This window comes from Pusillimonas sp. SM2304 (genome assembly GCF_031628915.1).
Taxonomy (GTDB): Bacteria; Pseudomonadota; Gammaproteobacteria; order Burkholderiales; family Burkholderiaceae_B; genus Pusillimonas_C.
In genome coordinates, this window is sequence record NZ_JAVLUJ010000002.1 from 966,320 (window position 1) to 981,471 (window position 15,152).

General features: G+C 62.3%; 13 protein-coding genes. 11 read left to right on the plus strand and 2 right to left on the minus strand.

Annotation, left to right across the window (positions count from 1 at the left end; genetic code table 11):
- The 5 genes from RE432_RS13610 (at position 1) to RE432_RS13630 (ending at position 4,465) form a co-directional block, all read left to right on the plus strand.
- A complete protein-coding gene (locus RE432_RS13610) occupies positions 1-795 on the plus strand; it encodes an ABC transporter ATP-binding protein (protein WP_310933946.1) in 795 nt (264 codons plus the stop codon).
- Positions 796-863: 68 nt separating this feature from the next.
- Positions 864-1,628 (plus strand): endonuclease/exonuclease/phosphatase family protein, encoded by a 765-nt coding sequence (locus RE432_RS13615; protein WP_310934234.1) that lies wholly within the window; start codon positions 864-866, stop codon positions 1,626-1,628.
- Positions 1,625-2,872 carry a cardiolipin synthase ClsB gene (gene clsB, locus RE432_RS13620; protein WP_310933947.1) on the plus strand — a complete coding sequence of 416 codons (1,248 nt, stop codon included), beginning with the start codon at positions 1,625-1,627 and terminating at the stop codon, positions 2,870-2,872. The genes RE432_RS13615 and clsB overlap by 4 nt, the downstream gene beginning before the upstream one ends.
- Complete coding sequence (locus RE432_RS13625; protein ID WP_310933948.1) at positions 2,869-3,837, plus strand: lysylphosphatidylglycerol synthase domain-containing protein; 969 nt, start codon at positions 2,869-2,871, stop codon at positions 3,835-3,837. Before clsB ends, RE432_RS13625 begins: the two co-directional genes overlap by 4 nt.
- 52 nt (positions 3,838-3,889) lie before the next feature.
- Complete coding sequence (locus RE432_RS13630; RefSeq protein ID WP_310933949.1) at positions 3,890-4,465, plus strand: hypothetical protein; 576 nt, start codon at positions 3,890-3,892, stop codon at positions 4,463-4,465.
- 18 nt (positions 4,466-4,483) lie between these two features.
- On the opposite strand, the gene RE432_RS13635 is transcribed toward RE432_RS13630, so the two are convergent.
- Positions 4,484-4,804 (minus strand): BON domain-containing protein, encoded by a 321-nt coding sequence (locus RE432_RS13635; protein ID WP_310933950.1) that lies wholly within the window; start codon positions 4,802-4,804, stop codon positions 4,484-4,486.
- 241 nt (positions 4,805-5,045) lie between these two features.
- Between RE432_RS13635 and RE432_RS13640 the strand changes: the two genes are divergently transcribed.
- The 6 genes from RE432_RS13640 to RE432_RS13665 all read left to right on the plus strand — a co-directional run bounded on the left by RE432_RS13640 (position 5,046) and on the right by RE432_RS13665 (position 14,117).
- Positions 5,046-6,308, plus strand: a complete 1,263-nt coding sequence (locus RE432_RS13640) for an efflux RND transporter periplasmic adaptor subunit (protein ID WP_310933952.1) — start codon at positions 5,046-5,048, stop codon at positions 6,306-6,308.
- A 70-nt stretch (positions 6,309-6,378) separates the two neighbouring features.
- Positions 6,379-9,585, plus strand: a complete 3,207-nt coding sequence (locus RE432_RS13645) for an efflux RND transporter permease subunit (RefSeq protein ID WP_310933953.1) — start codon at positions 6,379-6,381, stop codon at positions 9,583-9,585.
- A complete protein-coding gene (locus RE432_RS13650) occupies positions 9,582-11,117 on the plus strand; it encodes an efflux transporter outer membrane subunit (protein WP_310933954.1) in 1,536 nt (511 codons plus the stop codon). Before RE432_RS13645 ends, RE432_RS13650 begins: the two co-directional genes overlap by 4 nt.
- A 59-nt stretch (positions 11,118-11,176) precedes the next feature.
- Positions 11,177-11,902, plus strand: coding sequence for a pyridoxine 5'-phosphate synthase (locus RE432_RS13655; RefSeq protein ID WP_310933955.1), 726 nt, complete (start codon positions 11,177-11,179; stop codon positions 11,900-11,902).
- Between the two features lie 112 nt (positions 11,903-12,014).
- On the plus strand, positions 12,015-12,590 hold the full coding sequence (locus RE432_RS13660; RefSeq protein WP_310933956.1) for a nitroreductase: 576 nt from the start codon (positions 12,015-12,017) through the stop codon (positions 12,588-12,590).
- Between the two features lie 90 nt (positions 12,591-12,680).
- Positions 12,681-14,117 (plus strand): dihydrolipoyl dehydrogenase, encoded by a 1,437-nt coding sequence (locus RE432_RS13665; RefSeq protein ID WP_310933957.1) that lies wholly within the window; start codon positions 12,681-12,683, stop codon positions 14,115-14,117.
- 435 nt (positions 14,118-14,552) lie between these two features.
- On the opposite strand, the gene RE432_RS13670 is transcribed toward RE432_RS13665, so the two are convergent.
- The gene (locus RE432_RS13670) at positions 14,553-15,140 is read right to left on the minus strand and encodes an SCO family protein (RefSeq protein WP_310933958.1); all 588 of its coding nucleotides are present in this window, start codon (positions 15,138-15,140) and stop codon (positions 14,553-14,555) included.
- Positions 15,141-15,152: the final 12 nt, after the last annotated feature.

Genomic DNA, 15,152 nt, shown 5'->3' on the forward strand with positions numbered 1-15,152 from the left:
ATGCTGAGCGCAAACAATCTGAACATCACCTTCAATGCCGGGACGCCGATTGAAACCCGAGCCTTGCGCGGGCTGTCGCTCGAGATCCCGGCGGGGCAGTTCGTGACCGTCATCGGCTCGAACGGCGCGGGCAAATCGACCTTCCTGAACGCCATCTCGGGCGATCTGCCGGTCGACAGCGGCACCATTGTCATCGACGGCCAGGACGTGACGCGGCAAGCGGTCTGGACCCGGGCGGAGCGGGTGGCCCGCGTATTCCAGGACCCCATGGCGGGCACCTGTGAAGACCTGACGATCGAAGAGAACCTGGCGCTGGCCTACAGCCGCGGCGAGCGCCGCGGCCTGGGCAAGGCCGTAAAGAAATCGATGCGCGACGAGTTTCGCGAACGTGTGTCCGTGTTGGGGCTGGGCCTGGAGAACAGGCTGGCCGACCGCATCGGCCTGCTGTCGGGCGGCCAGCGCCAGGCGGTCAGCCTGCTCATGGCGACTTTACGGCCCTCGCGCATCCTGCTGCTCGATGAGCACACGGCGGCGCTGGACCCGCGCACGGCTGAATTCGTCCTGCAATTGACGACGCGCATCGTGGCGGAAAGCAAGCTGACCACCATGATGGTCACCCATAGCATGAGACAGGCGCTGGATGTGGGCGAGCGGACGGTGATGCTGCATCAGGGCAATGTCGTGCTCGATGTTTCGGGCTCCGAGCGCCAAGGGCTGGACGTTCCCGACCTGTTGCATATGTTCGAGCGGGTGCGGGGCGAGGCCCTATCCGACGACGGACTGCTGCTGGGGTAAAGCGGGTACCAGCGGGTACAGGCATGGAACTTGCTGGCGGGTGGCTGTTTTTACCACCGCTGGCGTCCATGACTGTCGAGGATACATCGCTTACATTGAAAGTACTGACCGTAAACACGCACAAGGGGTTTACGTTCTTCAATCGCCGGTTCATTTTGCACGAGCTGCGCGATGCCATCCGCGCCACCCAGGCCGATGTCGTCTTCCTGCAAGAGGTTCTGGGTTCGCATCAACGCCATGCCAGCCGCCTGGCCCGCTGGCCGACCACTAGCCAATACGAGTTTCTGGCCGACTCGATCTGGGACGACTTCGCCTATGGCCGCAACGCGGTCTACCCCTATGGGGATCACGGCAACGCTTTGCTTTCCAAGTTTCCCATCAGCCGGTACGACAATGTGGACGTGTCGGTAGGCAAGCATGAGAAAAGGGGGTTGCTGCACTGTGTCCTGGCCCCGCCGGGCAGCGGCATGGAAATTCACGCCATCTGTGTGCATCTGGGTTTGCGCGAGCAGCATCGCAACAGCCAGTTAAGCTATCTATCGCGGCTGATTGATGAAGAGGTGCCCAAGGCGGCGCCGCTGGTGGTGGCCGGCGACTTCAACGATTGGCGCCAGCGGGGCCAGAACATACTGACGCGTTCCTGCGGCTTGAAGGAAGTGTTCCGCGAGCGGCATGGCCAAGTGGCGCGCACCTTTCCCGCCCGTTTTCCGCTGCTGCGCCTGGATCGCATTTATGTGCGCAATATCGCCCGCTTCCAGCCCGTTGCGCTGGCGTCCAGGCCCTGGACGCATCTGTCCGATCATGCGCCGCTGGCGGTGGAGCTTGCCGTATGAACATCAACTGGACTTCAGGCAACGCCCTGGAACTGCTGGAAAATGGCGAAGCCTTTTTTCCGGCCGCCTTTGAAGCCATACGCAAGGCGGAGCGCAGTGTCGTGCTTGAAACCTTTATTATCTTCGAAGATAAGGTGGGTCGTGAATTGCAGCAGGCGGTGATCGACGCCGCCCGCCGCGGGGTGCGTGTGGAGATCACCGTGGACGGTTACGGGTCCGCCGATCTGAGCGCGGGTTTCATCGAGGCGATGACTGCCGCCGGGGTCGTTTTCCATATGTTCGATCCCCAGCCCAGGCGCCTGGGCATGCGCACCAATCTATTCCGGCGCATGCACCGGAAAATCATCGTGGTCGATGGCGTGCTGGCCTTTATAGGCGGCATCAACTTCAGCGCCGATCATCTGGCCGACTTCGGGCCCACCGCCAAACAAGATTATGCGATGGCCATCAGGGGGCCGCTGGTGGACGACATTGCCCGTTTCGAGGCCGAGGCGCTGGCGCCGGTCAGGCAGCCGCGGCTTTCGTGGCTGCGTTTCCGCCGCAAACGCGGCAGCGGGGCGCAACAGGCGCCGGGCGACAGCGCCGCCGCGCTCGTGCTGCGCGACAACGACGCGCACACCAGCGACATCGAGCAGCACTACCGCATCGGCATACGCGCGGCGCGCCATGACATCACGATTGCGAACGCCTATTTTTTCCCGGGCTATCGCTTTCTGCGCGATTTGCGCCATGCGGCCAAGCGCGGCGTGCGGGTCCGCTTGATCTTGCAGGGCGAGCCCGATATGCCGGCCGCCCGCTTTGTGGCCACGATGCTGTACGACTATCTTTTATCCGCAGGGGTGCAGATCTACGAGTACTGCGAACGCCCCTTGCACGGCAAGGTGGCCACCGTCGACGGCACCTGGTCGACCGTGGGGTCCAGCAATCTTGATCCGCTGAGCCTGGCGCTGAACCTGGAGGCCAACGTGGTGGTGCATGACAAAAAGTTTACGGCCGAATTGCAGCAGCGGCTTGAGGCCCTGATCGAAGATCATTGCCAGCTCATGGAGCGCCAGACCCGGCCGCGCCGGAAAATCCAGCGCGTGCTGGTGGGCGTGTTCGTATTCCATTTTTTGCGGCGCTTCCCGTCCTGGGCGGGCTGGCTGCCGGCGCGCAAGCCGCAACTGACGTCGGCGCCGATGCCGGCCGAGGGCCTGTCTGCCGCGAAGGAACATAGCGACGAAGCCTGCGAAGGCAAGCCATGACGGCCCGCCAAAAGCCTCGTTTTTCCGAATGGGTCAAGGCGCGCTGGTCCTTGATCCGCAAGATCATCGTGAGCGTGTTCGTTGCGTTGGTGGTGGTGTTGATCGGGGTGGCCGTGACCCACGTCGAATGGAGCGAGGTGCTGGCGGCCATCCGCCAGTTGCCGGCCATGGCCTTGGCGATAGCGGCCTTGATCACGCTGGCGAGCTATCTGCTTTACAGCTGTTTCGATTTGCTGGGGAAGCGGTATACCCATCATGGCCTGGCCTGGTGGCGATCAATGATGGTGGGGTTCATCAGTTATGCCTTCACCATGAACATGGGCGCGCCTGTCGGCGGCATCGGCCTGCGCATGCGCCTGTATACCAAGCAGGGCCTGGCGCCCGGCGTCGTGCTGCGGGTGATGGGATTCAGCATCGCAACGAACTGGATGGGTTATGTCTTGCTGGCAGGCACTGTCTTTGCGCTGGGGAAAATGCCATTGCCCGCCGACTGGGAATTGGGCAATGGCGCCTTGCGGCTCATCGGCGCGGCCATGGTGCTGGCGGTGGTGGCCTATGTGTTGCTGTGCGCGTTTTCACGCACGCGCAGCTGGACGGTGCGCGGGCACGATATCAAGCTGCCTTCCTTGCGGCTTGCGCTGCTGCAGTTGACGGTTTCCATGTTGAACTGGGCGCTGATGGGCGCCGTAGTTTATGTGCTGCTGCAACAGAAAGTCGACTACCCGCTTGTGCTGGGCACTTTGCTGATCAGTGCGGTGGCGGGCGTCATTACGCATATCCCCGGGGGACTGGGTGTGCTTGAAGGCGTGTTCGTCGCCTTGTTGGCCTCGTCTTCCCTGCCTCGGTTTGAAATTCTGGGCGCGATCCTTGTTTACCGCGCGGTGTACTATCTGGCGCCTCTGCTGCTGGCGGGCGCGTGGTATTTGGCTGCCGAAGCCAAGATCAGCGGGGCGAAGACGGCATGAGGGCGGGCATGTTTATTGCCGACAGACTGTTCGAACTCTCAGGAGGTGCAACATGTCCTTGATCGTAGCAGCTCGTTTCGATACTTTTGACGCGGCCCAGGAGGCGGCGACGGCCTTGATGCGCGCGGGTATCGCCGAGGACGCCCTGCATACCTTTTTCGTGAATCCCGCGGGCAGCCATGATCGCTACCCGGTGGGAGGCGACCGGGCGTCGGACCCCGACTCGCAGGGCGGATTTTTCGGATCTGTGGCCGGGGCCGCCGTGATCGGCCTGGCGGGCGCGGGCGTAGGCGGTGTCGTTGCCTTTGCCGTCGCCGACTCGGTACTGCCTATTGTGGCCGGCGCGGGCGCCGGCGCCTACATCGGGTCCTTGATAGGCGCCATGATGGCTCTGGGCCGCCCCAGGCCCGAACGCAGCGGGCAGGAAGCCCGTTACGCGAAGAAGAACGAAGGGCGCGCGTCGGGGGTGCTGCTGGCTGTGCATACCGCGGCGGAGCAAGAGCGCGAGGTTGCCCAGATGCTTCGAGCCGCGGGAGGGGCCGAGGTGGAGAGGGCGCAGGGGCGCTGGCGTGACGGCAAGTGGGTGGACTTCGACCCGCTGACCAGCCCCGAGCTCGAGGCCAAGTAGCGCCCCCTGGCGCATACCTTAGGGCTGCGCGCCCACCTTGATGTCGTAGTCGACTTTCTTGACGCCCGCCACCTGGCGGGCCGCCTGTATGGCATTTTGCGCCGCAAGTTGATGCTCGACGGTGCCGCGCAAGGTCACGACACCTTCGTAGGTATTGACCTGCATATTGTTGGCGTGCACGCCCGGCACGCCGACGACCGCCGCCTGCACATTGGTATTGATGGACGCGTCGTCGGCGTATGACGCCGTATCGCGCGGCATCGGTTCGCCGGCGCAGGCGCCCAGCGCCACGACGGCGGCCATGATCATTATTGAGCGAGAGAGTCTTGAACGGGTCATGTAGCACTCCTTGTTGAAATATAGCGGTGATACCCTGTAGGGTCGACGGCGTGCAGCAATTCTCATGCCAATGCGCCGGCCGGGCGGGGCCGCACGGCTTGGCCAGTACGCGTTTGAAACAGGTGAAATGCTTGCTGTTCTGGTTGAGTTAGGTGTTTTCCCTTTATACTCACGCTTTACTAAAAATCACAATGGTTGCTATCGCGGCTCAAAAAGCAGCGCGTGGCACAGGAGCTATTGAATGTTGAACCTTCGACTGCCGTCCCGGCAGCTGGCCCATGTCTTGGTTTTTTCTTCTTTGCTGCTGCTGGCCGCGTGTGGCGAGAAGCCGCAGCAGGGTCAAGAGGGCATGAAGGTGCCGGTCAGTGTCATCACGGTCGAGCCGGCGCGCGCCGAAGTGTTTACCGATCTGCCCGGCCGGGTTCAGGCGGTCAAAGACGCCCAGATCCGCGCGCGGGTAACGGGGATTGTCAACGAGATCAACTTCGAGCAAGGCAGCGACGTCAAGGAAGGGCAGTTGCTCTTTACGATCGACCCGGCGCCCTATGCGGCCCAGCGGGCCCAGGCGGCGGCGCAACTGAAGAACGCCGAGGCTGATGTGCGCAGCGCGCGATTGCTGGCGCAACGCTACTCAAAGCTGATCAAGGCCAATGCGGTCAGCCGCCAGGAATACGATAACGCCATTGCCCAGTCGGGCCAGGCGGAAGCGGCCGTGGCGGCGGCCAAGGCCGCGCTGCAGGTGGCTGATATCGACCTTGGCTACACCAAGGTCGTCTCGCCGATCGACGGCCGCATCGGCCGCTCCCTGGTCACCGAGGGCGCGTTGGTCAGCGCCGCCGAGGCCACCCAACTGGCCTTGGTTCAACAGCTCGATCACGTCTATGTCGATGTCACGCGCTCGACCACCGAGCTGGCCGCCTTGCGCCGCGCTCTGGCGGCGGGCACGCTCACGCAGTCTGGCGACGGCGCCGCCGTGGTCAAGGCGTTGCTCGAAGACGGTTCTGTGTACCAGCACGACGGCAAGCTGCTGTTTTCGGGCGTAACGGTCGACCCCGGCACTGGCCAAGTCAGCCTGCGCGCCGAATTCCCGAACCCCGATCAGATCTTGTTGCCCGGCATGTATTTGCGTGTGCGCGTCCCCGAGGGCGTTGACGAGAAAGCGCTCAAGGTGCCCCAGCAGGCCATTCAGCGTACCGCCGATGGGCTGAGCAGCCTGATGGTTGTCCGTGAAGGCAAGGCGCAGATCGTGGCCGTATCCACGGGATCGGTGATCGACGGCCAGACCATCATCACGAAAGGGCTGAACCCTGGCGAGCAGGTGGTGGTCGAGGGCTTCCAGAAGATTCGTCCGGGCGCGCCGGTGCAGCCCATTCCCTGGAAGCAAGGCGCACCGGAAGGCGCAGGCGCGCCGGGCGGTGCGCCGGGTGCCGCGCCGGCCCAGGCCGATCCTGATGCCAAGCCGGCGGGTGAAGCGCCTGCCGCTAAGCCTGCTGAACAAGGCTGAATGTCCACGCCGACTCTTACGCAGGGCCCGCCCCGGTCCTGCTGCGCCAATGCTAGCAAAGTGAGCACTTATGCCGCAGTTTTTTATTGAACGTCCCGTATTTGCATGGGTGATCGCCCTGGCAATTACATTGGCCGGTATCCTGGCTCTTGTCAACATGCCGGTATCGCAGTACCCCGAGGTGGCGCCGCCAACCATCTCGATACAGGCGACCTATCCGGGCGCATCCGCCGACGACGTCTCCAAGTCCGTTGCCAGCGTGATCGAAAACGAACTGAATGGCGCGACCGGCCTGTTGTATTACGAGTCGGTCAGCGACTCTTACGGCTCGTCTGAAATCAGCGCTACGTTTGCGCCGGGCACCGATCCCGATCTGGCCCAGGTCGATGTGCAAAACCGCATCTCGAACATTTCGTCGAAATTGCCGGCGGCTGTGATGCAGCAGGGCTTGAAAGTCAGCAAAAGCAACGCCAGCTTTCTGATGGTGGTGGCGCTGTCGTCTACAGACGGTTCCATGGACCAGTTTGCCCTGGCTGACTACATCACGCGCAATATCCAGAACAGCATATCGCGTGTTCCCGGGGTGGGCACTTTCCAGCTTTTTGCCGCGCCACGCGCCATGCGCATCTGGGTTGATCCCGACAAGCTCACTGGCTACAACATCAGCATGGCCGAGGTCAACGCGGCCGTTGGCTCTCAGACCGCGCTGGTTTCCGCAGGCATTCTGGGTTCGCCGCCCAATCCCGACAGCCAAAGGGTTTCCGCCCCTATTGTGGTCAATGGCGAGTTGTCTACCGTTGCGGAATATGAAAACATCATCCTGAGGTCCAACCAGGATGGTTCCAGCGTGCGCGTCCGCGATGTGGCCCGCGTAGAGGTTGGCGCCGACAGTTACCAGTTTGGCGCCCGGCTCAACGGCAAGTCCACTGCGGCTTTCGCGATTTCGCTGGCGACCAACGCCAATGCGTTGGCGACGGCCGAGGGCATCAAGGCCCAGATGGACGAGCTCGCCAAATTCTTCCCCGGCAATATCGAATATTCCATCCCCTACGACACCACGCCTTACGTGGAAATTTCCATTGAACAGGTTATCCATACGCTGTTCGAGGCCATGGTCCTGGTGTTTGTGGTGATGTTCGTCTTTTTGCAGAACGTCCGCTATACGCTCATCCCGGCGCTTGTCGTTCCGATCGCCATTCTGGGTGCTTTCGGTGTGATGCAGGTCATGGGTTTCTCGGTCAACGTGCTCTCCATGTTCGCCATGGTGCTGGCCATCGGGATTCTGGTCGATGACGCAATTGTGGTGGTCGAGAACGTAGAGCGCATCATGGTCGAAGAAGGACTGTCGCCCAAAGAGGCCACCAAGAAAGCCATGCCGCAAATTAGCGGCGCGGTGGTCGGGATGACGCTGGTGCTGGCCACGGTGTTCCTGCCCCTGGCCTTCATGAGCGGTTCGGTGGGGGTGATTTACCAACAATTCTCGGTGGCCATGGCCGTGTCCATTGCGTTCTCGGGTTTTCTGGCCTTGAGCTTTACACCGGCTTTGTGCGCAACCATACTCAAGCCCATCCCCAAAGGCCACCACGAGCAGAAGAAAGGATTCTTCGGCTGGTTTAATAAATCCTTCGATAAAGTGACCAACCGCTACGAGAGCTGGGTTGGACGCAGCCTGAAGCGGGGCGGCCGCATGATGCTGGTATACCTGGTGCTGGTCATTGCAATGGGCTGGATGTACCTGCGTCTGCCCACTTCTTTCCTGCCCGACGAAGACCAGGGCTATGTGATTGCCAACATTGAGCTGCCTTCAGGCTCCACGGCCAACCGGACCATAGACATCATCAAGAAGGTTGAAGGCTATTTCATGGATCAGCCGCAGATGCAAAACATCGTGACGGTTCAGGGCTTCAGCTTCAATGGCAATGGCCTGAATTCAGCCATTGCGTTTGTACCGCTCAAGGATTTTTCGGAACGCAAGGGCGAAGCGGATTCAGCGCAGGCGATTTCGGCCAAGGCCACACAGTCCTTGCTGTTCGGCCTGCCCGACTCCATGGTGTTTTCCGTGATGCCTCCCGCCATCTCCTCGCTGGGCAACGCGTCGGGCTTCGACTTGCGTTTGCAGGACCGCGGTTCGCAAGGGCACGATGCCCTGATGGCCGCCACCCAGCAGTTGCTTCAGATGGCCAATGAAAGCCCGATACTGGCGGATACGCGCGTGACCGGGCTGGGCGGTGGACCTCAGTTGCGATTGACCATTGACCGTGAGAAAGCCGCGGCGCTCGGCGTGAGCTTCAGCGAAGCGGCCGACCTGATCTCCACGGCCCTGGGTTCGTCCTTCGTGGCCAAGTTTCCCAATATGGGGTGGATACAGAACGTATGGGTCCAGGCCGATCAAGACCACCGGATGGATGTGGCCGATATCATGAAGCTCAATGCCATCAATAATCAAGGGGAAACAGTGCCGCTGGCTTCCTTTGTGACGGCAGACTGGGAACAAGGTCCGGTGCAGGTCGTACGCTATAACAGCTACGAATCCATCCGTCTCGGCGGATCCGCGGCGCCAGGCTATTCAAGTGGTCAGGCTATGGAGGAAATGCAAAGGCTGGTGGCTGAATTGCCTGCGGGTTTCGGCTATGAGTGGACCGGGCTGTCCTACCAAGAGCAGCAAGCTGGCAGTCAGTCCATCTACCTGATGGCGCTGGCCATGCTGGTGGTTTTCATGGTGCTGGCCGCCTTGTATGAAAGCTGGGCCATTCCGGTTTCCGTCATGCTGATGGTGCCGCTGGGCATGCTGGGCGCGGTGGGTATCATTACCGCATTGGGCATGTCCAACGATGTGTACTTCACGGTGGGCATGGTGACGGTTATTGGCCTGGCGGCCAAGAACGCCATTCTGATCGTGGAGTTCGCCAAAGATACCTATGCGCAGGGCGGAGACATAATTGATGCCACTGTCGAGGCCGCGCGCTTGCGTTTTCGCCCGATTTTGATGACTTCTTTCGCCTTCATTCTGGGTGTGGTGCCGTTGGCCATTGCCACAGGCGCGAGCTCGGCCAGCCAGAACGCGGTAGGCCGGGGCGTTGTGGGCGGCATGCTGGCTGCCACGCCGCTGGCCATGCTGTTCGTGCCTACATTCTTCGTGGTGGTGATGGGGCTGTTTAAAGTCAAGCCCAAGCTGCTCGGCGCTCATGCCAATGCAGCCCCCTTGACCAGCGTTCATCATTCAACCGAGTCAACACAATCGGAGCCCCATCCGTCCGACGATGGGGGGAAAGCATGAGTTCAGCTTTATTTCGCCGTTCCGCCTTGCCGGTCCTGGTCACGCTGGCGCTGGCCGGCTGCTCGCTGGCGCCCAAGTACGAACGTCCCGCCATGCCTGTGCCCGATCAGTATCCGGGCCAGGCCGCCGGCAACAGCGCCGCGTCCGGCGACACTGCCGCGGGCGCGCTTCAGGCCCGTACGAGTTCGGATCTGGGCTGGAGCGAGTTCTTCACCGATCCTCGCCTGACGGCCTTGATCGAAGTGGCCTTGGCCAATAACCGCGACATGCGTGTTGCCGTGGGGCGTGTCCAGGAGGCCCGTGCCCAGTATGGCGTGGCGGCCAGCGACCGGCTGCCCACGATAGGTATCGGCGGCAATGCGCAGTTCACCCGCAACCCCGAGAACTTGCGCATGGACCCGGACGGCGGCAGCGTGACCCGCTACTATCAGGCCGGTGTCGGCATGACGGCCTTCGAGCTGGATTTCTTTGGCCGCGTGCGCAATTTGTCTGAAGCCGCTTTCCAGCAGTACCTGGCGACTGCGCAGGCGCGGCGCACCGTGCATATCAACCTGGTGGCCCAGGTTGCCGAAGCCTATTTCCGCCTGCGCACCGCCCAGCAGCAGCAGGGGCTGATGCAAAGCACCTTGCAGTCGCGCGGCAATACCATGGATCTGGTGCAGGCACGCTACGATGCCGGCGTTGCATCGGCGCTCGATTTGAATCAAGCGCGCGCCCAGCTCGATACGGTGCGCGCCGATCTGGCCGGCATCAATCGGGCCGAGGCGCAGGCGATCAACGCGTTGAACCTATTGCTCGGCGTCACCGTGCCCGATGACCTGCCCGATCCTGCCGTGTTCGGCCGTGATCAGGTCTTGGCGGCCATTCCCGTCGGCTTGCCGTCCGAATTGCTGGAGCGGCGGCCCGACATCATGGCGGCCGAAAATGCCTTGCTGGCGGCCAATGCCAATATTGGCGCGGCGCGTGCGGCGTTCTTCCCGAATATTTCCATCACCGGACTGCTGGGCTTTGCCAGCCCGCAACTGGGCGGCCTGTTCGGCTCGGACCAGCGCTACTGGCAGTTTGCGCCGCAACTGCAAATGCCTATTTTCTCGGGCGGGGGGATACGCAGCAATCTGGATCTGGCCAGGGCCCGCAGCAATATTGCGGTCGCCGAGTACGAAAAGACCATACAGACGGCTTTTCGCGAAGTGGCCGATGCCTTGGCCGGCGAAGCGACATACAGCGGTCAGCTTGACGCCTTGCGTTCGCTGGAAGCCTCGGCCAACGAAACCCTGCGCCTGGCCAAGTTGCGCTACGAAACCGGCATAGACAGTTTCCTGCAGGTGCAGAGCGCGGAAGTGGACTTGTACACCACGCAGCGCAGCTTCCTGCAAACCGGCATGGAATCCCTGCTCAACCGCGTGGAGCTGTACAAGGCGCTGGGCGGCGGCTGGCTGCAGGATTCCGCCAGCGGGTCGCCCGACGTCACGACAGGCGTCGAGGCAGGCGTCAGCGCCGGCGCCTCGGCGGCCGCGACAGCAGGGCAATAAAAGGCAATAATGGCAGTCTGGGGTTGTTGATACCGAGCACAAGGAGGGCGGGAAGCAAGATGGTTGAGCTAGGCGTAAATATTGATCATGTTGCCACGCTGCGCCAGCAGCGCTTCACGGTCTATCCCGACCCTGTCCAAGCCGCCCTGCGGGCCGAAGAGGCAGGCGCCGATCTTATCACCCTGCACTTGCGCGAAGACCGCCGCCATATTCAGGATGCCGACGTGGACGCCATGCGCCCCTTGCTGCGCACGCGCATGAATCTTGAATGCGCGGTCACGCCCGAGATGCTGGCCATTGCCTGCCGCGTGCGCCCCGATGATGTCTGCTTGGTGCCGGAAAAGCGCACAGAACTCACGACCGAAGGCGGTCTGGATGTATTGGGCCAGTTCGAGCATGTGCGGCAGGCGGTGGCGCAGTTGCACGATGCCGGCATACGCGTTTCGCTGTTCATCGACCCCGAGGCCGCCCAGATCGACGCGGCCCAGCGGGCGGGCGCCACCGTCATAGAGCTTCATACCGGCGCTTATGCCGACGCCGCGGACCAGGCCGCCATCGACTTCGAACTGGCGCGCCTGCGCGCCGGCGTGGCCCTGGGCGCAGGAAGCGGCCTGCGGGTCAATGCGGGGCATGGCCTGCATTACGAGAACGTTCAGACCATTGCCGCGTTGCCGGGCATCGCCGAACTCAATATCGGGCATGCCATCGTGGCCCGCGCCATCTTCGATGGCTGGGAAAAAGCCGTGCGCGATATGAAAGCGCTGATGGTCAGCGCGGGGCGTTGATCCCTATTGACGCAAAGCCTTACGGGGCTGCCGGGCTTCCCGGATGAAAGGCGGCAAGAATGTTAATCTGGCACAAGCGTAAACCAAGCTATCCATCCAGGAAGGTCTAGTCATGTCTGTTGCACCCATCGATTATCTGCTGTCGCGCCGCTCAAGCAAGTTTGTCCAGGCGCCCGGCCCCACGGACGAGCAACTGAGCCTGATTTTGCAGGCGGCCATGTCGGCGCCCGATCATGGCCGTTTGCAGCCTTGGCGTTTTTCGCTGATACGAGGCGAGGCCATCGAGCGCCTGGCCGACCTTGCCCTGTCAGCGACCAAGGCAGCCGGCCTGCCGCTGACGCCGCAGAAAGAAGCCAGCACGCGCAGTTGGCTGGCCAAAGTCCCCTTGCTGATTGCCGTTGCGTGCCGCATGGACCACGCCAACACGAAAATCCCCGAGCACGAGCGCCTGCTGGCCACGGGCGCTGCGGTGACCAATATGCTGAATGCCATCCATATGCTGGGTTATGCCGCGTTCTGGAGCACCGGCTTGGGTACTTACGTTGACGAGGTCAATGAAGCGCTCGGTTTCGATGGCCTGGATTACCGCTTTATGGGTTATGTGGCCGTGGGTACGCCCACTGATGCGCCCCTGCCGCTGGCCAGGCCGGACTACCGTCAGTTCGTGACAGAGTGGACGGGCGGCTAAGCGCTTTCGCTTCCGCCGCCGGCATGCCTCGCGCTTACCCGGTGTTGTCCACCGCCTGTTCGCTTTGAATCTTCGCTTGGAGTATGGATCATGAAGCAATTGAATACGGACGTTGCCGTCATCGGTGCCGGTACGGCGGGCTTGTCTGCCTACCGCGCGGTCAAAGCGGCGGGGCTGCAGGCCCTGCTGATCGAAGGCGGGCCGTATGGCACCACCTGCGCCCGCGTGGGCTGCATGCCGTCGAAACTGCTGATCGCGGCGGCCGAGGCGGCCCATACAGCCGCTTCGGCGGCGCCGTTCGGCGTGCACGTGGATGGGGTCCGTATTGACGGCAGGCAGGTCATGGAACGGGTCAAGAGCGAGCGCGACCGCTTTGTGGGTTTCGTGCTGGAGAGCGTTGAAAGCATTCCCGCCGCCGACAAAGTGCGGGGCTACGCGCGATTCTTGTCCGATACGGTGCTGCAGGTTGACGATCATACTGAAATCACCGCCAGTCGCGTCATCATCGCGACCGGATCCAGCCCTTTCGTGCCCGATCCCTATAAAGCGCTGGGGGATCGCGTGATCGTCAACGACGATGTCTTTGATTGGGCGGATCTGCCCGGCAGCGCCATGGTCGTGGGCGCCGGTGTCATCGGGCTGGAGTTGGGGCAGGCGCTGGCGCGCCTGGGCGTCAGGGTACGCATGGTCAACCGCAGCGGCGGCTTGGGCGGCCTGACCGACCCCGAGGTCAGGGCCAGCGCGCAGGCGGCTTTTCAGTCTGAACTCGATCTGTCGCTGAACACCACCATCCAGCAAGTGCGGCGGCTGGACGACCAAGTCGAGGTCCGTTATCAGCGTGAAGGCGAATCCGAGCGCACTGAGCGCTTCGATTATCTGCTGGTGGCCGCCGGCCGGCGGCCCAATGTGCAGTCGCTTGATCTGCACAATACGTCGGCGGTGCTTGACGATAAAGGCATGCCTGAATACGATCCGGCCACGCTGCAACTGGGGTCCAGTCCCATTTTCATTGCCGGCGACGTCAATGGCGTCCTGCCGCTGCTGCATGAAGCGGCCGACGATGGGCAGATAGCGGGCGAGAACGCGGTGGCCTATCCGCGCGTCGAGCCCGGCGCGCGGCGCGCGCCCATGGCGGTGGTGTTCTCCGACCCGCAGCTTGCCCAGGCGGGGGTCCGGTTCAAGGATTTGCCCAAGCATGGCGTGGTGATCGGCGAGGTCGATTTCGCCAACCAGGGACGTTCAAGGGTCATGCTCAAGAATCGCGGCAAACTGCGCGTGTATGCGCGGGTGGAGGACGGGCGCTTCCTGGGCGCGGAAATGGCCGGCCCGGCCATGGAGCACATCGCGCACTTGCTGGCCTGGGCGGTGCAAAAGGAACTGTGCATTACCGATATGCTGAAGATGCCGTTCTATCACCCGGTGGTGGAAGAGGGTTTGCGGACGGCGTTAAGGGATGCGGCCAAGAAGCTGATGGCGGCTGAGCTGGAGCATGTGTGCGAGGGGGATCAGGCGGTCAATAACGCTTGATGCGGGAGCTGGTGCAGCAGAGGTACGCGTACGTTTGATGCGTTTATTGCGTTCTTAAGCCAGGCGTTCGTGGCGCGGGCTGCTCCGGCTTCGCGCGCTGCGGCCTTGGCTGCGCCAAGGCTGCCCGTTCGAGTCCGCCACAACGAGGCGGTGCGGAACTCGGCCGGTCGGGCCAGTGGCCCGACATGCGCCGGCCTCAAACAGGCCGCCCCTTGCCTCCTCGTTGTGGCGGGCTCGAACGGCTTGCGCGAGGCGCCTGCACAGCCCGCGCCACGAACGCCTGGTTGGGAAGGCGTATTGCGTATGGGTAAGGTACTGTGGGGAATGACTACGCTGTCGTTATGCAAAGGCCTGCCGATGATTGCGTGGTTGCTGCGACGGTAGTGCGATGCTTGGCGATGGGCACGGATTGTCATCATGGCCCTGCAATGTTTTCTAGCTTTGGTCCAGCAAGCTCCTGACCCCGGCTGTCAGCACTTCTACTGATTCGGTGTCGGCGGCCAGGTAGCGTGCGCGGCCTGCCGCGTCGAATATGTATACGCCGCGGCTGTGGGCCACTTCGTAGTTGTCGGGGTTGTTGCCTCGGGGCTTTTCGATTTGGTAAGCGACCCGGTAGCGGCGGGCGACGTCGGCGACTTGTTTCTCGGTTCCGGTCAGGCCGATGGCGTTGCTTTCGAAGGCGTCGACATAGGCCTGCAGGATTTTCGGGGTATCGCGATGTGGGTCTACGCTGACAAATAGAATGCGCACTTTGTCGGCATCGTCGCCCAGTTCGTGCATGACTTGCGCCAGTTGCGCCATGGTCGTGGGGCAGACGTCAGGGCAGCTTGCATAGCCGAAGAACATCATGACCGTGCTGCCCTTGAAATCGTCCTGGGTGACTTTTTTGTCGCCGGCCGTTTCGAGCGTAAAACGCAAATCGGGCAGGAAGCCGCGCACATTATGCAGGGCGGTCTCGGCGTGCGATACGCTGGCCCAGCTCAAGACAGCGGCCGAAGCCAGACCCAGCAGAAATCGGTACATATTACGCATGGC